This is a genomic window from Rhizobium leucaenae USDA 9039 (genome assembly GCF_000426285.1).
GTDB classification, from domain to species: Bacteria; Pseudomonadota; Alphaproteobacteria; order Rhizobiales; family Rhizobiaceae; genus Rhizobium; species Rhizobium leucaenae.
The window spans coordinates 1-22,196 of record NZ_AUFB01000017.1 but is presented as its reverse complement, the minus strand read 5'-3'; the positions used below and the strand labels follow the sequence as shown (position 1 = coordinate 22,196).

The window sequence follows — 22,196 nt, the reverse complement described above, 5'->3', positions numbered from 1 at the left end:
GTCAGCCTGCCCCCTGCCCGCGCGCCAGCAGCAATTGCCGCGCCTCCTCGATCAACATGTCGATGCTATCGTCAAGCGGTAACTCCGCCGCGCCCAGACCGGACGGCAAGCGCATCGCGATCTCACCGACAAGCCTTTCCGCTTCTGCGACGATATCCGCATCGCCGGCATGTTTGGTCAGCAATTGGCCGAGATCGAGCGTGCCGTTCGCTTCGACAGTCCTTTCGACAAGCGGCTCCAGCCGCAGCTCCAGCTTCTCAAGCCAGATATCCTCATGCGCGCGATGACACGCCGCCTCGACCTCGTCGCGCCATTGCTGGCGATTGGCCGCAATAGTGCCCTGCAAGGGCGTGATGCCCGAAAGCCGGACGCGCAGCGCCGTCATGCGCCCGGCCATGTCATCGGCAAGCGGCTGGACCGCCTGCTCGACGCGGCGCAGGATCGCGGCCTGATCATCCTCGGGATCAACGACGATATCGGCCTGTGCGAATCGCGCCTCGTCGACAATCAAGCGCTCGTGGCTGACGCGGCCCTCGTCGACCGTGACCAGCACGGCGCCCTTTGCTCCACGCTCGCGAATGCTGCGGCCCTGCAGGTTGCCGGGGAAAACCACCAGCGGGTCGCTCGCCACCACCTCATAGTCGTGCACATGCCCGAGCGCCCAATAATCGTAACCCCGGGACCGCAAATCGTCGACCGAACATGGCGCATAGGGTGCATGCGGCTCGCGGCCGGTCAGCGAGGTATGGAGAACGCCGATATTGAACCAGCCGGATACGGGCGCGGGATAGGCAAGCGCCAGATTGTCGTTGGCTGAGCGCTCGGCAAAGCCCTGCCCGTGCAGCGCCACCTGCAACGCATCCAGCTTGACGGAGCCGGGCTTGTTGGTCGGGAATTCGTGGACGTTGGCCGGCAGCGTAATGGTTTTGGTGATGACGCTCGCCGCATCGTGATTGCCGCGCAGCAGATAGACCCGAATACCGGCCCGCTCCAGCCGCGCCATTTCCCGATTGAAGAACAGACCGATCTTGTTGTCCTTCCAATCGCCGTCATAGACATCGCCGGCGATGAGGAAGAAATCGACTGCTTTCTCGATCGCCAGGCCTACCAGCGTCGAAAAGGCCTTGCGGCTCGCTTCCACGAAGATGGAGGCGATAGCAGCATCCTTCAACGCCAGCCCCTGAAAGGGACTGCCGAGATGCAGATCAGCGGCGTGGATGAAACTGAAAGAGGGCATAAGCTCCGGTCATCGTCAGATATCTGGCTTATTCTTTTAAGGAAATACGGAGCCGATGAACACCATGTGGGAGAGGTCATCCAACGCTTTCATCTATTGTCGAGGCCTGACATCCTCCTATGTCACGCGATTGCGATCCTGCAACTTCGTCGTAAAGCGCATCGCGATCTGTGGGATTCGCTACTTGCGCTTTAGGCTCTTGATTTTGCGCATATCGTTATCGCAAAACCGATACGCAGTTTTGCGCGACATGCTGTAGGCTAATCCGCACTCTGAGCGACTGGTAGCGCCTTAGCATTTCATTACCAACGGAGACAATTCCATGAAACACGATGCTTTCGGCCGCACATCCTTTATCGTTACGAATGTCGGCTTCGGCGCCTGGCAGATCGGCGGCGCCTGGGGCGATGTCAGCGAGGCCGACGGCCGCGCCGCCTTGAATGCTGCGCTCGATGCCGGCATGACGTTCATCGACACGGCCGACGTTTATGGCGACGGCCGCTCCGAGAAGATCATCGCGGACGTGCTGAAGGCTCGCAGCGGCACGCGCCCGATGGTCGCGACCAAGGCCGGTCGCCGGCTCAACCCGCATGTCGCTGACGGTTACACCAAGGCCAATCTCGAAGGCTTCATCGACCGTAGCCTGAAAAACCTCGGCGTCGACAGCCTCGACCTGGTGCAGTTGCATTGCCCGCCGACCGAGGTGCTCTACCGCCCCGAAGTCTTCGCCGGCCTCGACGAGCTGCAGAAGGCCGGAAAGATCAAGGGATACGGCGTCAGTGTCGCGCTGGTCGAGGAGGCGCTAAAAGCGATCGAATATCCGGGCGTACTCAGTATCCAGATCATCTACAACATCTTCCGCCAGCGTCCCGACCATCTGTTCTTCAAGGAAGCCAGACGCAAGAATGTTGCGGTCATCGCCCGCGTGCCGCTGGCCTCCGGCCTGCTTTCCGGCAAGATCACCCGTGATACCCAGTTCGCGAGCGACGACCATCGCAACTTCAACCGCCATGGCGAAGCCTTCGATGTCGGTGAGACCTTTGCCGGCGTGCCTTTCGAGGTTGGTCTCCAGGCCGTGGAAGAAGTGCGCAAGCTGGTTCCGGCCGGTGCCAGCATGGCGGCCTTTGCCCTACGCTGGATCCTCATGAGCGACGCTGTCACGGTCGTCATCCCCGGCGCCCGCAATGCCGAGCAGGCCAAGGCCAACGCGGCCGCGGCCGATCTCGCTCCGCTTTCGGCCGATATCATGTCGGCAACGCGCGAAATCTACGAACGCCTGATCGCCCCACACGTTCACCACCGCTGGTAACCGCGGGAGCTTCTGGGAAAATCCGTGGCCGGGTGCGTATCCGGCCATGAATTTTTTGCGCCCATCGGCATGCGAAAACTGGACATACTTCCTATCTGTCTTGAAACGATGGGTTCAAGGAGGACGTTCAATGAAAGTGGCTCTCGTGACCGGCGCTTCGCGCGGACTTGGGGCGGTGATCGCGCGGGAACTTGCAGACGCTGGTTGGGCCGTCGCGGTCAACTATGCGCATGATACCGGTGGGGCGGATACCGTGGTCGACTCGATCCGGCAGCGGGGCGGCCAAGCCTATGCCGCGAAATTCAGCGTCATCGACAAGGTTCAGCTTACCGACGGCCTTGGCGCCATCAGGGACGCCTTAGGGCCTGTCGACCTCATCGTCAACAATGCGACGGGACCGCAACCGGAAATGCCGCTGATGGAGCAATCCTGGCAGACCTATCTCGACCAGCTCGAGTTTTTCGTCAAAGCGCCGCTCGAGCTGCTGCAAGCCGTATTGCCGGACTGGCGCGTACGCAAGTCCGGCCGAATTATCAATATCGGCTCGGAAATCGCGGAACTCGGCAATCCCTATTTCGGAAACTATGCCTCCGCCAAGGGCGCCATGCTTTCCATGACCCGTTCCTGGGCGCGAGAACTGGCGCGGGAGGGAATTACCGTCAATCTCATAGCACCCGGCTGGATTCCCGTTGAACGCCACGCCGGCGCGTCACAGCAGGCGATCGATGGATATCTCGCTCAAACCCCGCTCAGACATTTCGGAACACCGGAGGACGTGGCCCACATGGTGGTATTCCTCGCCTCGAACAAGGCGGACTTCCTCACGGGCCAGAAATTTGCGGTCAATGGTGGGCGGACGCTTCTCTAATCGCCCTGTACCGCCGACTGCCAACAAAAAGGGGTTCGAAATGCTTCGAACCCCCTCATATCCTCCACCATGGGGCAAAAGCCCGATAGGCGGGTGAAAAACGAATCAGCCGTTGACGGCGTCCTTCAGGCCCTTGCCGGGCGTGAACTTCGGCACGTTGCGAGCCGCAATATCAACCTCAGCGCCCGTGGACGGGTTACGACCCTTCGTGGCTGCACGGTGAGAAACGGTGAAGCTGCCGAAACCTGCGAGACGAATGTCGCCGCCCTTCTTCAGTTCAGTCTGGACGGTATCGAAAACAGCGTCAACAGCGGAAGCAGCGTCAGCCTTCGTAATACCGGCCTTCTCGGCCACTGCCGACACGAGCTCATTCTTATTCATGTTTCCACCCCTTTCTTGGTATGAAACGACTCATCTTGTAAGCGGGGCGTAGAATACGAATGCTCCAGCCCGCCGCAAACCCCAAAAGCCCTGCAAATCAAGGAAAAGCAAGCGCTGTCAAAAGCTTTTCACAAAAAAAGACCGGCAAAAATGCCGGTCTTTTCTGGTTTTATGTCAATTCGGCGCAAATGAGGCGCAACCACGCTTAGTGTGCGATAGTTGCTCCAACATCGTCGACACCTTCAACCGTTGCGATCACCGGTGTTTCGACGGTGCCGTCCCACTCGATCGGCTCGGGCCTGCGCACCAGCGCATGCTTGATGACCTCGCCCATGCGGGATACCGGGACGATCTCCATGCTGTTCTTCACGTTGTCTGGAATCTCCGCCAGATCCTTGGCGTTTTCCTCCGGAATCAGCACCTTCTTGATGCCGCCGCGAAGCGCTGCAAGTAGCTTTTCCTTCAGGCCGCCGATCGGCAGTACGCGGCCGCGCAGGGTGATTTCACCGGTCATGGCCACATCCTTGGAAACCGGGATGCCGGTCATGATCGAGACGATGGCGGTCGCCATGGCAACACCGGCCGAGGGGCCATCCTTCGGCGTCGCACCTTCCGGCACGTGCACGTGGATGTCGCTCTTGTCGAAGAGCGGCGGTTGGACGCCGAAATCGACGGCGCGCGAGCGGACATAGGAGGCCGCTGCGGAAATCGATTCCTTCATGACTTCCTTCAGGTTGCCGGTGACCGTCATGCGGCCCTTGCCGGGCATCATCACGCCTTCGATCGTCAGCAGCTCGCCGCCGACTTCCGTCCAGGCGAGACCGGTCACGACACCGACCTGATCGTCGCGTTCGGCTTCGCCATGGCGGAAGCGCGGAACACCGAGATATTCGTCGATATTCGCAGCGGTGATCGCAACCGACTTGGTCTTGCCCTTGATGATCTCGGTGACCGCCTTGCGGGCGAGCTTCATCAATTCGCGCTCGAAGTTACGTACGCCGGCCTCGCGGGTGTATTGCTGGCTGATCGCCATCAGAGCGTCGTCGCTGACCGAAAACTCATTCGGCTGCAGCGCATGTTCCTTGATGGCCTTCGGCAGCAGGTGCCGCTTGGCGATTTCGCGCTTCTCGTCTTCGGTGTAGCCGGCAATACGGATGATCTCCATGCGGTCCATCAGCGGCGCAGGGATGTTCAGCGTATTTGCCGTCGTGATGAACATCACGTCGGACAGATCGTATTCGACTTCCAGGTAGTGATCCATGAAAGTCGAGTTCTGCGCCGGGTCCAGCACCTCAAGCAAAGCCGAAGACGGATCGCCGCGATAGTCCTGGCCGAGCTTGTCGATCTCGTCGAGCAGGAAGAGCGGGTTGGACTTCTTGGCCTTCTTCATCGACTGGATGACCTTGCCAGGCATCGAGCCGATATAGGTGCGGCGATGACCGCGTATTTCGGCTTCGTCACGAACGCCGCCAAGCGCCATGCGGACATACTCACGGCCGGTCGCCTTGGCGATCGACTGGGCGAGCGAGGTCTTGCCGACGCCCGGAGGGCCGACGAGGCACAGGATCGGGCCTTTGATCTTGGTTGCGCGCGCCTGGACGGCCAGATATTCGACGATGCGCTCCTTGACCTTATCCAAGCCGAAATGATCGGCTTCGAGGATCTTCTCGGCATTGTTCAGATCGGTCTTGATCTTCGACTTCTTGTGCCAGGGGATGCCCAGCAGCCAGTCGAGATAGTTGCGCACGACGGTGGCTTCCGCCGACATCGGGCTCATCTGACGCAGCTTCTTCAGTTCCGCATCGGCCTTTTCCTTGGCTTCCTTGGAGAGCTTCGTCTTGGAGATGCGCTCTTCCAGTTCGGCCATCTCGTCGCGGCCTTCTTCGCCGTCGCCGAGTTCCTTCTGGATCGCCTTCATCTGCTCATTCAGGTAGTATTCGCGCTGGGTCTTCTCCATCTGGCGCTTGACGCGCGAGCGGATACGCTTTTCAACCTGAAGAACCGAAATCTCGCCTTCCATGAAGCCGAGCGCCTTTTCGAGGCGGCCCTTGACGCTGGTGGTTTCCAGCATCTCCTGCTTCTCGGTGATCTTGATTGATAGATGCGAAGCGACGGTATCGGCGAGCTTCGAATAGTCGTCGATCTGGCTAGCCGCACCAACCACTTCCGGCGAAATCTTCTTATTGAGCTTTACGTAGCTTTCGAATTCCGAAACGACCGAGCGGCTCAGCGCTTCCAATTCGACCGGATCTTCACTCGGCTCGCTCAAGACATGGCCGAGCGCTTCGTAAAAATCCTCGCGGGCCGTGTAGGAATCGATCTCTGCGCGTGCCCTGCCTTCGACCAGCACCTTGACCGTGCCGTCGGGGAGCTTCAGGAGCTGCAGCACATTGGCTACCGTGCCGACCTTGTGGATTGCGTCCGGGGCGGGATCATCGTCGCTGGCGTTGATCTGGGTGACGAGCATGATCTGCTTGTCGGACCCCATGACCTCTTCCAGCGCGCGGATGGACTTTTCCCGTCCGACGAACAGCGGCACGATCATGTGGGGAAAAACCACGATGTCGCGCAATGGCAATACCGGATAGGCAATGCTCTCAGTTGCCGCAGACGTTTTCTTAGTCATGTCATTTCCTTTCCGTCGTCCCGTTCCCGGGCTCTCTGCCGGCATGGGGGGAATTAGCCGGCTCTCTCACTTGGGTTAGAAGTGGAGCTTCACATCTTTCATTTCAAGTCGCGCAAGGCGCACCGCAGGGTCGCGAAACGCGCATGTCACGAGGAGGAACGCAACAACAAACACCGGGCCCCGGCTACTCAAACGTTACCGGCGATACGGTTCCCGAAGGACCGAAGCCAAACTAAATCCATTTATCCGCCGAGATCCCCAGAATCACGCCATCATGGCCGCGGCGAGCGCTCTTCACAACCGATTTTATCGGCATTCCAATAAGCTTATCCCGGACTTTATCAGGAAACTATGCGGTTTTTCAAATAGAAAGGGGCCCGTCAAAGACGAGCCCCTGATTTAAGCCGCGAATCTGAAGATCACGCGGTCGCGTTGGCCTTTTCTTCCTGCCGGTCGGCATAGATGTATAGGGGACGGGCGGAGCCGCGAACGACCTCTTCGGAAATAACCACTTCGCGAACACCTTCCAGCGCCGGCAGATCGAACATGGTGTCCAGCAGGATCTTTTCCATGATCGAGCGCAGGCCACGAGCGCCGGTCTTGCGCACGATCGCCTTGCGGGCGATTTCGCGCAGCGCATCCTCGTGGAAGGTCAGCTCGACGTCTTCCATCTCGAACAGGCGCTGATACTGCTTGACGAGCGCGTTCTTCGGCTCCGACAGGATCTGGATCAATGCATCCTCGTCCAAGTCTTCCAGCGTCGCCAGAACAGGCAGACGGCCAATGAATTCCGGGATCAGACCGAACTTGACCAGGTCTTCCGGCTCCAGTTCGCGCAGCACCTCGCCGACGCGGCGGTCATCAGGCGCCTTGACAGCCGCACTGAAGCCGATCGAGGTCTTTTCGCCGCGGGCGGAGATGATCTTGTCGAGACCAGCGAAAGCACCGCCGCAGATGAACAGGATGTTCGTCGTATCGACCTGCAGGAATTCCTGCTGCGGATGCTTGCGGCCGCCCTGGGGAGGAACCGAAGCAACCGTGCCTTCCATGATCTTCAGCAGCGCCTGCTGCACGCCTTCGCCCGAAACGTCGCGGGTGATCGACGGATTGTCCGACTTGCGCGAGATCTTGTCGACTTCATCGATGTAGACGATGCCGCGCTGGGCGCGCTCGACGTTGTAGTCGGCGGCCTGCAGCAGCTTCAGGATGATATTTTCGACGTCTTCGCCGACGTAGCCGGCTTCGGTCAGCGTCGTTGCGTCGGCCATAGTGAAGGGCACGTCGATGATGCGGGCCAGCGTCTGGGCGAGATAGGTCTTGCCGCAACCAGTCGGGCCGACGAGCATGATGTTCGACTTCGCCAATTCGACATCGCCGTTCTTGGAGGCATGCGCGAGACGCTTGTAGTGGTTATGAACCGCCACCGACAGGATTTTCTTCGCCTGCCTCTGACCAATGACGTATTCGTCAAGAACCTTGATGATATCCTGCGGTGTCGGCACGCCGTCACGGGACTTCACCATCGAGGATTTGTTCTCCTCGCGGATGATGTCCATGCACAGCTCGACGCATTCATCGCAGATGAAGACGGTCGGGCCGGCAATCAGCTTCCGGACTTCATGCTGGCTCTTGCCGCAGAATGAACAATACAGGGTATTCTTGGAGTCGCCGCCGTTGCTGCCGCTGACTTTGCTCATATCATTTTCCTTCCAGCACGCCGCTGATTTCCAGATTGAAATCGCGGTCCACTCAATGCGCCCGCCGGACCTGCCCCTCGTTACATCAGCAGATCGCGCGCTCTTCGGGGTACTGAACGTAGTCCAGACAACATGCCCGGACTGCGGTGGCAACGAATCCCCCTTCGAATGCCGAATGCTATGTCATAAAATCGCTACATAGCATTAACGCTTACTATTACCGTGTTCTACACCACATTAAACCCCTATTCGATCACAAATGGGATAGAACTGTGGCGTAGAAGACACCGCCCTTGGATAACTCAGGCGGGAGTTTCACCTTCCATTTCAGTACGGGACGTCAGCACCTTGTCGATCAGACCCCACTCCTTGGCCTCGTCGGAGGACATGAAATGGTCACGATCGAGCGTCTGCTCGACTTCTTCGTAGGTGCGGCCGCAATGCTTGACGTAGACTTCGTTCAGGCGGCGCTTCATCTTGATGATGTCGCGGGCGTGACGCTCGATGTCCGAAGCCTGACCCTGGAAACCGCCTGAGGGCTGGTGAACCATGATGCGCGAATTCGGCGTGGCGAAACGCATGTCCTTGTCGCCTGCAGCCAGCAGCAGCGAGCCCATGGACGCAGCCTGGCCAATGCAAAGCGTCGACACCGCGGGCTTGATGAACTGCATCGTGTCGTAGATTGCCATGCCTGCCGTCACGACGCCGCCAGGCGAATTGATGTAAAGCGCGATCTCTTTCTTCGGGTTTTCCGCCTCGAGGAAGAGAAGCTGGGCGCAGACCAGCGTCGCCATGTGATCTTCGACCGGGCCCGTCAGGAAGATGATGCGCTCTTTCAGCAGGCGAGAATAGATGTCGTAAGACCGTTCCCCGCGGTTGGTCTGCTCAACAACCATCGGCACCAGAGCCATAGCTGTATCGACTGGATTTCTCATGTGCGTCCTTTACCAAGCTTGCCCCGCCACCGAAAATGCCGGGAATCGAATAAGATCCTTTTACCCTACATAGAGTGTCACTGCCCTGCACTTCAAGACGCGCGAAAGCATAACGTCAAAAAGGCCTAATGGCTCGGAGGATATTGAGGAAGCGTTTCTAACCGCTGATTTCCTGATGCCAATAGATCTGGTGACGCGCTGTGCGCGGTCCACTGCTTTTCCCGAGCGCAGGGTGAAGGAAGAATGAAGCGCTAACGAGGTTGGCACAGCGTCAATCGCATGCGCAGGTAAAATTTACCAAGCGACTTAAGGAACTCACCATCTTATTCGGCGATGATGCCTCCATTGCCAGCGTTACCGTGTCCTTTGCGCCGATGATATCTGCGCCACGGTAAAGGAGAAACGCATATCGTGCTCAATATTACCACGGGCCTCACCATCTGGTGTTCCGAAGCGTTTACGCTCGCAACCGTGCTTTTCTTTGCCTGGCGGCATGATCGCCAGACGCCCGCCTATTTGATGTGGGCGATGGGCTTCACCGTCAGCGGCGTCGGGTTCGCGCTTGTGGCGGCGCGCGGTTTCATTCCGGATTTCCTGTCGATCGAGGTCGGCAACGGCATTGCCCTGCTCGGCGAAAGCGCCTGGATCGCCGGCTTTTACTGGCTGGACAATCGCAGGCTGGACTGGCGGGCACTGTTCCCGCCGCTCATCTGGTTTGCCGGCGTCGAACTACCTTGGATTCACGAGAGCTACGTCAATCGCGTCATCCTTTACGATCTCGCCGGTGCTGTCGGCGCGACGCTGCTCGCCTCTGCGGTTCGTCCCGCGGAAGGCCGACGCGAGGGTGTGCGCGGTCAGCTCGGCTTCGTTTTCATGGCGCTCGCCTGCCTTTGCTTTGCGTCCGCCATGTCGATGACGCTCCTGCGGCCCAGCCTTGAGGAAGCGCTGACCTATCGCAGCTACTCTGCCCTTGGCAGCGCGCTGCTGATCACCACCACGATCGCACTCAGCGGCAGGCTGATGATGGAACGATCCGAACGACGCTGGCGGGCGATCTCGATCACCGACACGCTGACGGGGGTGCTGAACCGGCGAGGCCTCCAGGATTATTTCGAGCTTGTCGCCGGAAAGACTACCAAGGACGCGCAGAAGATCGCCACGCTGCTGTTCGATCTCGACCACTTCAAGGCGATCAACGACCGTTACGGCCACCAGACGGGCGACATCGTCCTTGCCGAATTCGCGCGCATCGGACGACAGTTCGTGCCGCGCAGCGGGGCATTCGGCCGCATGGGTGGCGAGGAATTCACAGCCTTCGTCCTCGTCGACGACCAGGCGGAGGCCGAGGCGATCGCCGAGACGATCCGCTCGAATTTCTGCAGGGTGCCGCTGCTTGCCGGCCGTTCACTGGTGCCGGCGACCGTCAGTGTCGGTCTGGCGATCATGCCGTGCGATACCGCCAATTGGGACCGGCTGGTTTCCGCTGCCGATCGCGCGCTTTATGCCGCCAAGCGTGCCGGCCGCAATTGCACGATCGTCTTCAGTGAAGCGGAAGCGGCGACGGCCGCGGATACGCCGCCCGATCCGAACGGCGGTGAACTTGTGCCGACGCTCGACGATCAGATCCATGCGCTGCGCCGCCTCGGCACGCTGTCGCGGATGTAACGGCCTTTTCCCATCCGATTTATTCCGATAATCCTTTCGTCATGACCACATCCTCCTTTTTCTCGATCGATCCCGTGGCGCGTCGCGTGTCCCTCAATGCCCGCGATCCCGCCTTCTACAACAATCCAAACGCCGTCTACGCCGCCTTGCATGCCGAATGTCCCACCTTCTATTGGGAACAGCAGCAGCAATGGTATTTCACCGGCTATGATCATGTGAACGGCCTGCTGCGCGACCGCCGCTTCGGCCGGCAGATCCTGCATGTCGCCAGCCGCGAAGAGCTCGGCCTGCCCGCACCGCAGCCGCATCTGAAAAACTTCGATCTTGCCGAGCGGCATTCACTTCTGGAAATCGAGCCGCCGGAGCACACGCGGCTCAGAACTCTCGTCAACCGTGCCTTCGTCTCCCGGCACGTCGAAAAGATGAAGCCGGAATTGGCCGAGCTCGCTAACCGGCTGATCGATGCATTCGCGGAAAAAGGTGAAGTCGAATTGCTATCGGCCTTTGCCGACATCATTCCGGTCACGATGATTGCGCGGATGATCGGCATTCCGGAAGAAATGGGGCCGCAATTGCTGAAGTGGTCGCATGCCTATGTACGCATGTACATTTTCGGCCGGACGCCGGAAGATGAGCTTGCCGCCGATCAGGCAGCCGAGGAATTTGCCGACTACGTAAAAACGGTCATTCGCGAGCGCCGCGCCCAGCCGCGCGACGACCTCCTCACGCACATGATTACGACCGAACACAAGGGCCAGTATCTGACGGAAGACGAACTGGTCTCGACGACGATTGTGCTGCTCAATGCCGGCCACGAGGCGACAGTGCACCAGATCGGCAATTCCGTCCGCGTCATCCTGGAGAGCGGTTATGCGCCGGCCGAGCTTTTCAAGGATGAGGCGACGACGGAGCGTACGGTGGAAGAAACGCTGCGCATTTGCGCCCCCGTGCATGTGTTCCAGCGCTGGTGCCTGGAGCCGGCCGAGATCGACGGCGTTTCCTTCCAGCGCGGCGACAAGGTGGCGATGATTCTTGCCGCCGCCAATCTCGACCCCACGAAGTTCTCCGATCCCCTCACCTTCAAGCCCGACCGCAATGAAGCGCCCAACCTCTCCTTCGGAGCCGGCATCCATTTCTGCATCGGCGCGCCGTTGGCGCGGCTGGAATTGAATGCGGTGCTGCCGATCCTGTTCGAGCGCCTGGGCGGCCTAAGACTCAAGAAGACGCCGGAGGTCAAGGACCTCTATCAATTCCACGGCCTCGACAAGCTTGAACTAAGCTGGTGAGTTAAGTTCGACCTCTTCGCAGCCGTCTGGATTGCTCCAAATGCAAAATGGCGCGCCGGCAGGCGCGCCATTGCAAAATCGACGGATGCGGGACGGCGCCCGCCTATGCCGTATCATATCAGCCGTAACGGCCGGTGATGTAGTCTTCCGTGCGCTTGACCTTCGGCGCCTGGAAAATCTGCTCGGTCGGGCCGTATTCGATCAGGTCACCAAGATACATGAAGGCGGTGTTGTCGGAGATGCGGCTTGCCTGTTGCATGTTGTGCGTCACGATAACGACCGTGAATTCGCTCTTCAACTGCGATACCAATTCCTCGACCTTGGCGGTCGAGATCGGATCGAGGGCCGAGGTCGGCTCGTCGAGCAGCAGCACGGACGGCTTGACTGCGATGGCGCGAGCGATGCAGAGACGCTGCTGCTGACCGCCGGAAAGCCCAAGTCCGCTCTGGTGCAGCTTTTCCTTCACTTCGCTCCACAACGCTGTTTCCGTCAGCGCCGCTTCGACGCGGGCGTCCATTTCCGCCTTGGAAATCTTCTCATAGAGCCGGATGCCGAAAGCGACGTTTTCATAGATCGACATCGGGAATGGCGTGGGCTTCTGGAACACCATGCCGACCTTGGCACGCAAATCGTTCAGATCGACGTCCTTGGCAAGAATATTGCGGCCGTCCAGCAGGATCTCGCCCCCAACCGTCTGGCCCGGATAGAGATCATACATCCGGTTGAAGGTGCGCAGCAGCGTGGACTTACCACAACCCGAAGGGCCGATGAAGGCGGTGACCGCATTCTTGCGGATGTTCATATTCACACCCTTCAGAACGCGATGGCCGTTCTGATAGGTGAAATCGAGGTTCTTCACCTCAAGTTTCGAAACGCCGAGACCCGACTGAGAAACGGCGTCCTTCCCCGGCTGTGTGTTGACGCTCTGGAAATTGTTATCGCTCATGTTCATGGTTTCATTCCTATCGTTCGGCGGCTGCGTCACTGGCGGCGCCCACTCAAGACACGGGCAAGGATGTTGAGGGCAAGGATGGCAACGGTGATGATCAGCGCGCCGGCCCAGGCCAATTGTTTGAGATCCTCGCCTGCATCCGCCGCGAGCGTGTTGATGGCAACCGGCAGCGTGGCGATTGGACCGGTCAGGCCCGCATTCATGAATTTACTGTAGCCGGCCGTGAAAAGAAGCGGCGCGGTTTCGCCGCTGATGCGGGCGACAGCCAGTAGGATGCCGGTGAGAATGCCCGTCCAGGCGGAACGGTAAATCACCATCATCATGGACTTCCAGCGCGGCGCGCCGAGCGCGGCGGTCGCCTCCCGAAGCGCATTTGGCACCAGCAACAGCATGTCCTGCGTCGTGCGGTTGACGACCGGAAGGGCGATCAGCGCCAGCGCGAGGATGCCGGCGATGGCAGAGTTGCCGTGCATGGGCACGACCACGAGGCCATAGACGAACACGCCGATAATGATCGAGGGTGCGGACAGCAGGATGTCGTTGATGAACTTGGCAGCTTCGGCAAGCTTGGTGCCGTTGGCATATTCCACCAGGTAGGTGCCGGCGAGAATGCCGATCGGCGCGGCGATCAGGATGGCGCAGCCCGTGACCAGCACAGTGCCGTAGATTGCGTTGATCAGGCCACCGCGCGAGCCCTGGGCCGGAATCGACATGGTGAACACGTCGAGGCTGAGCGCCGATATACCGCGATAAAGCAGGGTCGCAAGGATCACGCTGAGAAAGAATATGCCGAGGATGGCCGCGATGAAGCACAAGACCATCATCACCCGGTTCTTCCCATAGCGCCTCGACACGAGATTCTGACGAATTGCATTTTCCATGGGTTTTTTCCTCAAAGCGAGTCGCCGCGGCCGATCATCCACCTCGCCACTGCAAGCACGCAGAAGGAAAGGATGAACAGGAGCAGACCCAGCGCTATCAGGCTTGACAATTGCAGACCGTCGGCATCGCCGAAGTTGTTCGCGATCTGGGCGGAGATGGTGGTGGACGGCGAGATGATCGAGGTTTGCAGGCGGCTCACCGAGCCGACAACGAAGGTGACGGCCATGGTTTCGCCAAGTGCGCGGCCGAGGCCGAGCATGATGCCACCGACGAGGCCGCGACGCGTATAGGGGATCAGGATGTGGCGAGCCACTTCCCATGTGGTCATGCCCATGCCGTAAGCGGATTCGCGCAGCATCGGCGGCACGGTGCTGAACACGTCGCGGGCGATCGCGGTGATGAACGGCAGGATCATGACGGCCAGCACGAGGCTTGCGGTCAACAGGCCGACACCCGGCGCCGGCGGCTGGAACAGCAGGCCGATCAACGGCACCTGGCCGATCGTCATCATAAGGAAGGGCAGGATATAGTTCTGCATCAGCGGCACGAGAATGAACAGACCGACGATGCCGTAGATAATGGAGGGAACACCGGCCAGAAGCTCGATGGCCGTACTGATCGGACGTCGCAGGCTGCCGGGGCAAAGTTCCGTGAGGAAGATGGCGATGCCGATGCCCAGCGGAATGGCAATCAGCATGGCGATGAGCGAACTCACCAGCGTACCGACTACGGCAGGAACAGCACCATAGATATCGACGGGAGCGCTCCACTTCGTGCCCCAGAGGAACGAAAATCCGAAGGTCTGGAAGGTTGGCAAGGCATCGATGACAAGAACCACAAGGATTGCCAGCAGCAGAAGCACGACAAGCGTAGCCGAGCCAAGCGTCATAAAATAGAAAATCCGATCCTGGATTCGGAATTTTCTGGTGCTGGCAGTGGTATCTATAGCCTGGAAGGCAGCCGTCTGAGTCGCGTCAGCCATCGATTTCCCCTTGTCCTGTGACGAAAGGCGGACAGGGCCATACCCTGTCCGCCGCAACTTCTCAGCCAGCACAAATTACTTCGTGCCGAAGTCCTTCTTCCAGGACTCTTCGACAACAGCGGCAACAGTCTCCGGAACCGCCAGATAGGACAGAGCGGTCGCGTCCTTCTGACCGTTCTGATAGGCCCACTTGAAGAACTTCAGAGCTTCTTCGTTCTTAGCAGCATCGGCCGGCTTCTTGTAGAGCATAACCCAGGTCGAAGCTGCAATCGGCCAGCTCTTTTCGCCCGGCTGATTGGTGATGATCAGGTTGAAGTTCTTGGCATGGGCCCAATCGGCGTTGGAAGCAGCAGCCTTGAAGGTGTCGAGGCTCGGCTCGATAACCTTGCCGGCAGCATTCTTCATCTTCGCGAAACCGATGTGGTTGGCGACGACGTAGGAATATTCAACGTAGGAGATCGAACCAGCGGTCTGGTTGACGGTGGTGGAAACGCCTTCGGAACCCTTGGCGCCGAAGCCGACCGGCCATTCAACTGCCGTGTTCGAACCAACCTTTTCCTTCCACTCCGGCGAAACCTTCGACAGGTAATCGGTGAAGTTGAAGGTCGTGCCCGAGCTATCGGCGCGATAAACGACGGAGATTGCCGTGGAAGGCAGCTTCAGTTCGGGATTGAGGGCCTTGATGGCCGCGTCGTCCCACTTGGCGACCTTGCCGAGGAAGATGTCAGCCAGCGTCTTGCCGTCGAGAACGAGTTCGCCCGGCTTTACGCCTTCAATGTTATAGGAAACGACGATGCCGCCGGAGATCATCGGGAACTGGGCAATGCCGTTCTTCTCGAGGTCAGCGTCGCTCATCGGCTTGTCCGAAGCGCCGAATACGATGGTCTTGTCGAGGAGCTGCTTGATGCCAGCGCCCGAACCAACCGACTGGTAGTTGACGACATTGTTCGTCGCAGCCTTGTAGCCTTCGGCCCACTTGGACAGAACCGGAGCGATGAAGCTCGAGCCGGCGCCCGTGATGTCGGCAGCCGAGGCCGAAACGGCCATAGCCGCGATGAAGCCTGCAGTCAGGCAAAGCGAACGAAATTTCTGATTCAACATGATTGAACTCACTTCCTCAAGTGATGAATGAATGGCGAGCAGGAGATTGCGTGGAGCGCCCCATCGGTTCACAACCCCACTTCAGTCCCCTGGCGACAGTGATGGCTCTAATCTCGCAGTGTTTCAGTTTGATGACAGTTTGGTGAAAGGCCAGTGACACAACTTACAGCAATGGGAATGGCTGATTGCGCTGGCTCTGCCGCGAATGCCTGTCTGGATCCAATGGCGCCGACCTTTCGGGTTTGAACCGATCGGTTTTGCGGTGGAATCCGCACGGCCTTCAAAGGCGGATCACATAATCCTTTCGAGTCGTTTCAATGACTTCCCACGTCCCTTTGAAGCCGGGTCTCAGAATCATCCGATCGCCGGCACGCAGATGAAAAGTCTCGCCGTTTTCGGCGGTTACCACCGAATAGCCCGAAAGGATATGGAAATACTCCCACTCGTCATAGACGATTTGCCATTTGCCAGGCGTCGCCTCCCATATGCCGGCATAGAGGCCGCCATCGGCTTCCTCGACATTCCAGGTCCGGAACTCCGGCGCGCCGGAAAGGATGCGATCGTCAGCGGGAGCGCCGGCTTCCGGCTCGATCCCCTCGGTGTCCAATCGTAAATACATTGTCATAATTCCCCCGTCCCCATCCGGAAACGCCCTCGTGTCATACCTTCGCCAGCGCCTGTTCTAGGTCGGCGATGATGTCCTTGACATCCTCGATGCCGATCGACAGGCGCACGACATCGGGACCGGCGCCGGCGGCGATTTTCTGCTCGTCGCTGAGCTGTTTGTGCGTCGTCGAGGCGGGGTGGATGACAAGCGAGCGCGTATCGCCGATATTAGCAAGATGGGAAAAGAGCTCGAGGCCTTCCACCAAGCCCTTGCCCGCTTCATAGCCGCCCTTCAAACCGAATGTGAAGACGGACCCCGCACCTTTGGGCGAATAGCGCTGTTGCAGCGCATGGTTCGGGTCGTCCTCAAGACCGGCATAGTTCACCCAGGCCACTTTATCCTGCTGTTTCAGCCAGCGGGCGACGGCGATTGCATTGTCGCAATGGCGCTGCATGCGCAGCGGCAGGGTCTCGATGCCTGTGAGAAGCAGGAAGGCATTGAAAGGGGAAATGGCGGGACCGAGATCGCGCAGGCCGAGGACACGGCAGGCTATGGCGAAGGCGAAATTGCCGAAGCTCGCGTGCAGCACGATGCCGTTATATTCCGGCCTCGGCGTCGACAGCATCGGATAATTGCCTGAAGCAGACCAGTCGAAGGTGCCGCCGTCGACGATCATGCCGCCCATGGAATTGCCGTGGCCGCCGATGAATTTGGTCAGCGAATGCACGACGATGTCAGCGCCATGTTCGAGCGGCCGGATGAGATAGGGAGTGGCCATGGTGTTATCGACGATTAGCGGCAGGCCATGCCTGCGGGCAACGGCGGCGATCGCCTCGATGTCGACGAAGGTGCCGCCGGGATTGGCGAGGCTTTCGATGAAGATGCCGCGGGTACGGCTGTCGATCTCAGCCTCGAACGAAGCCGGATCGGCGGGATCGGCCCAGCGCACATGCCAGTCGAAATTCTGGAAGGAATGACCGAACTGGTTGATCGAGCCGCCGTAGAGCCGCCTGGCGGCGACGAAATTGTCGCCGGGCTGCATGATGGTGTGAAAAACGATCATCTGGGCGGCGTGGCCGGAAGCGACGGCAAGGCCCGCCGTGCCGCCTTCGAGTGCGGCCACCCGCTCCTCGAGGACGGCCTGGGTCGGGTTCATGATGCGCGTGTAGATATTGCCGAACTGCTGCAGCCCGAAGAGCGCGGCGGCGTGGTCCGCATCCTGAAAGACGAAGGAGGTCGTCTGATAGATCGGCGTCGCACGGGCGCCCGTCGTCGGGTCCGGCTGCGCGCCTGCATGGATCGCCAGCGTGTCGAAACCCGGATTGTTCGTCGCCATACTCTCTTCTCCCGCCCCTGTTGTAACGGGAGGATCATAACGTCTCAGGCTTGAAAGTTAACCGCGAACTTTGCCGAGCTTTTCCGCCGGAGGGAAAAACCTGCCATCGTTCAGCGATATCGCATGTCAAGTTTTTCGCAGTCGACGGCGCCTGCCGGCGTCAGGCGACCAGCCGCGGATATTCGATGGCCGGGCAGCGATCCATGACGACCTTGACGCCGGCTGCTTCCGCTCTCGCAGCGGCGGCATCGTCCCGCACGCCGAGCTGGCCCCAGATCACCGGGGGCCGCGGCTCGATCATGATCGTCTCCTCGACCACCGACCGCAGATATTCCGGCGCACGGAAGACGTCGACCATGTCTACCGGCTCGGGAATATCGGCCAGATGACCAAAAACCCACTGTCCGAGGATCTCCTTGCCGGCCTGTCCGGGATTGACGGGAATGACGCGATAGCCTCGCGCCATCAGATAAGCCATGACGCCGTTGCTTGGACGCGCGGGATTGGGCGATGCGCCGACAAGCGCGATGGTCCGCACGGATAAAAGGATATCGGCGATATAAGAATCCTCATAACGGTCATGGTTCATCACGGAGCCTCCCCTTGGATCACACTTGCGTTTTGCCACAAATCCGGAAACCACGGCCGCGGCTTTCGCGTATATATAAGCATTATAACAATTTCAGCGAGGATTGCTCCGGTGAAAAAAATCGTCCTGCTGAGCCTGCTGATCGCCTCCGCCGCTACCCCGGCGCTGGCGATCTCGCGCTACAATTCCATGTCCTTCACCTGTGGCCAGGCCAGGGCGATCATTGACCGCGAGCGGGCTGTCATCATGCGCTATCCGTCCGCCAGGGTGCGCAATATGACACTTTACGATCGCGTTGTCTCCGACAGCAATGCCTGCGATCCCGGCTATTATGCCTATCAGGATTATATGCCGACCAAGGACAGACCCAACTGTCCCGTCTATACCTGCCGGCCATCGACCGATTTCGATGACGACGATTTGCTTATCCCGCATCGATAGCAGCGCGGCAAGCCAAGTTATCCTTCCTTCAAGCGAGATGTGGCTCAGCCCGTCAGAACCCTCCATTTGCGACACAGAGTAATTTTTGCGCCCGCAACTGCTTTGGGCGAATGGAAATCCGCTATTCTTTCAGCGACAATCTCCATCTTGGTCAATGATACTATGATAACACCCTCACAGCGCTTTGGATGTTATCGAAATAACCTTAGGCATGCGTTCACCCGGCATGCAATTTTTGTTCTCGCTTCATTCCCCTATAAATTAGAAACATCTCATGGTTGCGCGAATAAATAGAACAAACAAAGAACGCACAACCGCGCTTTTCCATGGGATTTATTGAGGGAAAGGACCGCCAGAAGCATAGAAACCCACACATTTTGTTGCTTTTTGATGCATTGAGGATCAAATGACACCTGCATACCGACAAATCGTCAAATCTTTGCTGGTTGCCGCGCAATCTCGAGGTTCTCTTTGTCCGCTGACGTTATCGTTCTCGTTCTCTTCGGCGCGCTGTTGCACGCAACGTGGAACGCCATCATCAAGGCCGGAAAGGACAAGTCGCTGGACGCTGCCATGGTTGCGGCCGGGGGCGCGGTAACTGCCCTGCCCTTTTTGTCGTTTCTTCCATTGCCGGCTTCGGCCGCGTGGCCGTTCATCGGCGCGTCGGCAATCCTGCAGTTCGCTTATTTTCAATTGGTGGCCGCGGCCTATCGTGCCGGCGACATCGGTCTCGTCTATCCGCTGATGCGCGGGGTGGCGCCGCTGATCATCGTGGCGACCAGCGGTTTCATCCTCCGGGAGGAGCTGTCCGGTGGCGCGCTGCTCGGCACGATGACGATCTGCGCCGGAATATTGACGCTTGCCTTCGAAGCCCGAAAAGGTGGCCGGCAGGCCATCATGCTTGCTTTGTCGAATGCGGTGGTCATCGCCACCTATACCTATGTCGATGGCATCGGTGCCCGCCTTTCCGGCAATTCCATATCCTATACGCTGTGGATGTCGCTCCTGCCGCCGGTCCTGTTGTTTGCCTGGGCGATCTCGCGGCGCGGCGTCTCCGTTGTCGCCGCCCACGTGCGCTACAATTGGTGGCGTGGCCTGATCGGCGGCGGCGGTTCGCTGACATCCTACGGCCTGGCATTGTGGGCGATGACGAAGGCACCCGTCGCCATGGTGGCGGCGTTGCGCGAAACATCGATCCTGTTCGCACTGGTGATTTCGGTGGTCATCCTGAAGGAGCGATCGAGCATCTGGCGCTATGTGGCCGGTGCCATTATTGCAGGGGGCGTATTGGTTCTGAGACTGGCTTAGGGACAAGAAATATGGGGTATCAGAATACCGCATATTTAACCTATTGATTTTCATTATGAATTTTTCAGACTGCAAAATCTGCTCTTATTGACCTCCTCACCCATTCCCTTTATAAGCCGCCCCAGATCGCAGCCTTTCTGGGCTGCTTTCTTTTTGGTGGGCGTTTCGCTCGCCAAACCAAGCAACAAGAAACGCCCTGATGCCTTCGGGCTCGGGGATCCAAAAGAGAGTATTCAACATGGCTACCTTCTCCCAGAAGCCTGCAGAGGTGGAGAAGAAGTGGGTTCTCATCGACGCCGAAGGGCTCGTCGTTGGCCGTCTCGCTTCTATCATCGCAATGCGTCTGCGCGGCAAGCATAAGGCTACCTTCACGCCGCACGTCGACGACGGTGACAACGTCATCGTCATCAATGCCGACAAGGTCGTCTTCACCGGCAAGAAGTACGAAGACAAGGTTTACTACTGGCACACCGGTTATGCCGGCGGCATCAAGGAGCGCACCGCTCGCCAGATCATCGAAGGCCGCTTCCCGGAGCGCGTTCTCGAGAAGGCTGTCGAACGCATGGTTCCGCGCGGCCCGCTCGGCCGTCGCCAGATGAAGAACCTGCGCGTCTACGCCGGCTCCAACCATCCCCATGAAGCCCAGCAGCCGGTCGTTCTCGACGTGGCCAAGCTGAACAAGAAGAACGTAAGGAGCGCCTGATAATGGCTGATCTCTCTTCCCTGAAGGATCTCGGCACGGCATCGGAAGCTGCTGCTCCGGTTCACGTCCGCAAGGTCGACTCGCTTGGCCGTTCCTACGCGACCGGTAAGCGTAAGGACGCCGTCGCCCGCGTTTGGGTCAAGGCCGGCTCCGGCAAGATCATCGTCAACGGCAAGGACTACACGGCATACTTCGCCCGTCCGGTTCTGCAGATGATCCTCCGTCAGCCGATCGTCGCTGCTGCCCGTGACGGCCAGTTCGACATCGTTGCTACCGTCGCTGGCGGCGGTCTTTCCGGCCAGGCCGGTGCCGTTCGCCACGGCCTGTCCAAGGCGTTGACCTACTTCGAGCCGGGCCTGCGCTCGGTCCTGAAGAAGGGCGGCTTCCTGACCCGCGACAGCCGCGTTGTCGAACGTAAGAAGTACGGCCGTGCAAAGGCACGTCGTTCGTTCCAGTTCTCCAAGCGTTAATCGCTTATCCGAGATCGGATTTTGGAAGGCCGGGTTCGCCCGGCCTTTTTCTGTTTGTGGGCAGTTTTCAGAACTGCACTCGCTTGGGTCAGCTCTCCTTTTGCGTATCTTCGATATCGAGATGTGTCAGCGCTTTTTTCTCTGTTATCGTATGGTCAATTAGTGAGACAGGGAACCTACAGGGGCAGACATGAGATCTACGGGATTGGGTTTGGTCTCTTCGCTGGCATTCTCAGCCTTCTGCGCAACCGCGGCTCTTTCAGCGGATGCCGTAACGAGGATCGAGGCGGCACCGGTCCCCATGGAAAGCATGCGGGAGTTCCTGCAAGCCAATCCACACTGTCAGCAATTTACCGATCAATGTTCGATCTGTGCTGTTGCCGACGGCAAAGCGCAATGTTCGACGCCGCAAATCGCCTGCATAAAGCAAGCGTATCGATGCACGGTGCCAGCAAGCAAATAGACGTTTGTAGCCAGGGCACCGAATCCGGGTTAACGGGTGAGCGCTCCGAGGATTGTTTGTAGATATTCGGTATTCCATCCGGCGCGTTTTCTGCGGAGCTTGATGGATTTCTTGTCGGCGACGGCACGCACGAGATTGATGGCGAAGTGTCTGACGATGGCCATGTTGTGGGCACCATGGCCCTTGCGCAGTCGGGATTGGTCGTCGCGGAAGACGACGTCGAGCGTCCAGTGCAGCGCATTTTCGATGAGCCAGTGACCGCGGACGGCCTGGGCGGCGGTCTTTGCGTCGAGACTGGCCGAGGAGATGAAGTAGCGGGTATCGAACCGGCAGCGATCCTTCAACTCGGTGCGGGACT

Annotated in this window: 21 protein-coding genes; 8 read left to right on the top strand and 13 right to left on the bottom strand. The window is 59.0% G+C overall.

The window, feature by feature from the left end; translation table 11 throughout:
- Window position 1 precedes the first annotated feature (1 nt).
- Window positions 2–1,237, bottom strand: a complete 1,236-nt coding sequence (locus K290_RS0122760) for a metallophosphoesterase family protein (protein WP_028753995.1) — start codon at window positions 1,235–1,237, stop codon at window positions 2–4.
- A gap of 322 nt (window positions 1,238–1,559) precedes the next feature.
- Between K290_RS0122760 and K290_RS0122755 the strand changes: the two genes are divergently transcribed.
- Together K290_RS0122755 and K290_RS0122750 are read left to right on the top strand one after the other, a co-directional pair.
- On the top strand, window positions 1,560–2,546 hold the full coding sequence (locus tag K290_RS0122755) for an aldo/keto reductase (RefSeq protein WP_028753994.1): 987 nt from the start codon (window positions 1,560–1,562) through the stop codon (window positions 2,544–2,546).
- Window positions 2,547–2,676: 130 nt separating this feature from the next.
- Entirely contained in the window at window positions 2,677–3,414 is a 738-nt protein-coding gene (locus K290_RS0122750) for an SDR family oxidoreductase (RefSeq protein WP_028753993.1), read from the top strand.
- A gap of 105 nt (window positions 3,415–3,519) precedes the next feature.
- Here the strand turns inward: K290_RS0122750 and hupB are convergent, their stop codons facing one another.
- From hupB to clpP, 4 genes are all read right to left on the bottom strand, one after another.
- Window positions 3,520–3,795, bottom strand: a complete 276-nt coding sequence (hupB, locus tag K290_RS0122745; RefSeq protein ID WP_028753992.1) for a DNA-binding protein HupB — start codon at window positions 3,793–3,795, stop codon at window positions 3,520–3,522.
- 205 nt (window positions 3,796–4,000) lie between these two features.
- Complete coding sequence (lon, locus tag K290_RS0122735) at window positions 4,001–6,421, bottom strand: endopeptidase La (RefSeq protein WP_028753991.1); 2,421 nt, start codon at window positions 6,419–6,421, stop codon at window positions 4,001–4,003.
- A gap of 419 nt (window positions 6,422–6,840) precedes the next feature.
- Window positions 6,841–8,118 (bottom strand): ATP-dependent Clp protease ATP-binding subunit ClpX, encoded by a 1,278-nt coding sequence (gene clpX / locus K290_RS0122730; protein WP_028753990.1) that lies wholly within the window; start codon window positions 8,116–8,118, stop codon window positions 6,841–6,843.
- A 302-nt stretch (window positions 8,119–8,420) separates the two neighbouring features.
- Window positions 8,421–9,053: an ATP-dependent Clp endopeptidase proteolytic subunit ClpP gene (gene clpP / locus K290_RS0122725; protein ID WP_028753989.1), complete on the bottom strand. Its 633-nt coding sequence runs from the start codon at window positions 9,051–9,053 to the stop codon at window positions 8,421–8,423.
- A gap of 411 nt (window positions 9,054–9,464) precedes the next feature.
- Here clpP and K290_RS0122720 point away from each other — a divergent pair, with 411 nt between their 5' ends.
- Both K290_RS0122720 and K290_RS0122715 read left to right on the top strand, forming a co-directional pair.
- Window positions 9,465–10,718 carry a GGDEF domain-containing protein gene (locus tag K290_RS0122720; protein ID WP_028753988.1) on the top strand — a complete coding sequence of 418 codons (1,254 nt, stop codon included), beginning with the start codon at window positions 9,465–9,467 and terminating at the stop codon, window positions 10,716–10,718.
- A gap of 41 nt (window positions 10,719–10,759) precedes the next feature.
- A complete protein-coding gene (locus K290_RS0122715; RefSeq protein ID WP_028753987.1) occupies window positions 10,760–12,004 on the top strand; it encodes a cytochrome P450 in 1,245 nt (414 codons plus the stop codon).
- 118 nt (window positions 12,005–12,122) lie between these two features.
- Here K290_RS0122715 and pstB read toward each other — a convergent pair whose 3' ends face one another.
- The 7 genes from pstB to K290_RS0122680 all read right to left on the bottom strand — a co-directional run bounded on the left by pstB (window position 12,123) and on the right by K290_RS0122680 (window position 18,453).
- Window positions 12,123–12,956, bottom strand: a complete 834-nt coding sequence (gene pstB / locus K290_RS0122710; protein WP_028753986.1) for a phosphate ABC transporter ATP-binding protein PstB — start codon at window positions 12,954–12,956, stop codon at window positions 12,123–12,125.
- 29 nt (window positions 12,957–12,985) lie between these two features.
- The gene (gene pstA / locus K290_RS0122705) at window positions 12,986–13,837 is read right to left on the bottom strand and encodes a phosphate ABC transporter permease PstA (RefSeq protein ID WP_051264182.1); all 852 of its coding nucleotides are present in this window, start codon (window positions 13,835–13,837) and stop codon (window positions 12,986–12,988) included.
- A gap of 11 nt (window positions 13,838–13,848) precedes the next feature.
- On the bottom strand, window positions 13,849–14,820 hold the full coding sequence (gene pstC / locus K290_RS0122700) for a phosphate ABC transporter permease subunit PstC (RefSeq protein ID WP_028753984.1): 972 nt from the start codon (window positions 14,818–14,820) through the stop codon (window positions 13,849–13,851).
- A gap of 75 nt (window positions 14,821–14,895) precedes the next feature.
- Complete coding sequence (gene pstS, locus K290_RS0122695) at window positions 14,896–15,867, bottom strand: phosphate ABC transporter substrate-binding protein PstS (RefSeq protein WP_245276627.1); 972 nt, start codon at window positions 15,865–15,867, stop codon at window positions 14,896–14,898.
- A gap of 334 nt (window positions 15,868–16,201) precedes the next feature.
- A complete protein-coding gene (locus K290_RS0122690; protein WP_028753982.1) occupies window positions 16,202–16,546 on the bottom strand; it encodes a cupin domain-containing protein in 345 nt (114 codons plus the stop codon).
- Between the two features lie 34 nt (window positions 16,547–16,580).
- Window positions 16,581–17,864 (bottom strand): O-acetylhomoserine aminocarboxypropyltransferase, encoded by a 1,284-nt coding sequence (locus tag K290_RS0122685; protein ID WP_028753981.1) that lies wholly within the window; start codon window positions 17,862–17,864, stop codon window positions 16,581–16,583.
- 160 nt (window positions 17,865–18,024) lie between these two features.
- Window positions 18,025–18,453 carry a CoA-binding protein gene (locus K290_RS0122680; protein ID WP_028753980.1) on the bottom strand — a complete coding sequence of 143 codons (429 nt, stop codon included), beginning with the start codon at window positions 18,451–18,453 and terminating at the stop codon, window positions 18,025–18,027.
- Window positions 18,454–18,564: 111 nt separating this feature from the next.
- Here K290_RS0122680 and K290_RS0122675 point away from each other — a divergent pair, with 111 nt between their 5' ends.
- From K290_RS0122675 to rpsI, 4 genes are all read left to right on the top strand, one after another.
- On the top strand, window positions 18,565–18,894 hold the full coding sequence (locus tag K290_RS0122675) for a hypothetical protein (protein WP_028753979.1): 330 nt from the start codon (window positions 18,565–18,567) through the stop codon (window positions 18,892–18,894).
- A 471-nt stretch (window positions 18,895–19,365) separates the two neighbouring features.
- Window positions 19,366–20,202 (top strand): EamA family transporter, encoded by an 837-nt coding sequence (locus K290_RS0122670; protein ID WP_028753978.1) that lies wholly within the window; start codon window positions 19,366–19,368, stop codon window positions 20,200–20,202.
- A 238-nt stretch (window positions 20,203–20,440) separates the two neighbouring features.
- On the top strand, window positions 20,441–20,905 hold the full coding sequence (rplM, locus tag K290_RS0122660; RefSeq protein WP_028753977.1) for a 50S ribosomal protein L13: 465 nt from the start codon (window positions 20,441–20,443) through the stop codon (window positions 20,903–20,905).
- Window positions 20,906–20,907: 2 nt separating this feature from the next.
- Window positions 20,908–21,375 carry a 30S ribosomal protein S9 gene (gene rpsI / locus K290_RS0122655; RefSeq protein ID WP_028753976.1) on the top strand — a complete coding sequence of 156 codons (468 nt, stop codon included), beginning with the start codon at window positions 20,908–20,910 and terminating at the stop codon, window positions 21,373–21,375.
- Between the two features lie 492 nt (window positions 21,376–21,867).
- Here the strand turns inward: rpsI and K290_RS34770 are convergent.
- On the bottom strand, window positions 21,868–22,196 hold a 329-nt coding region (locus tag K290_RS34770), incomplete at its 5' end, for an ISAs1 family transposase (protein WP_037136037.1).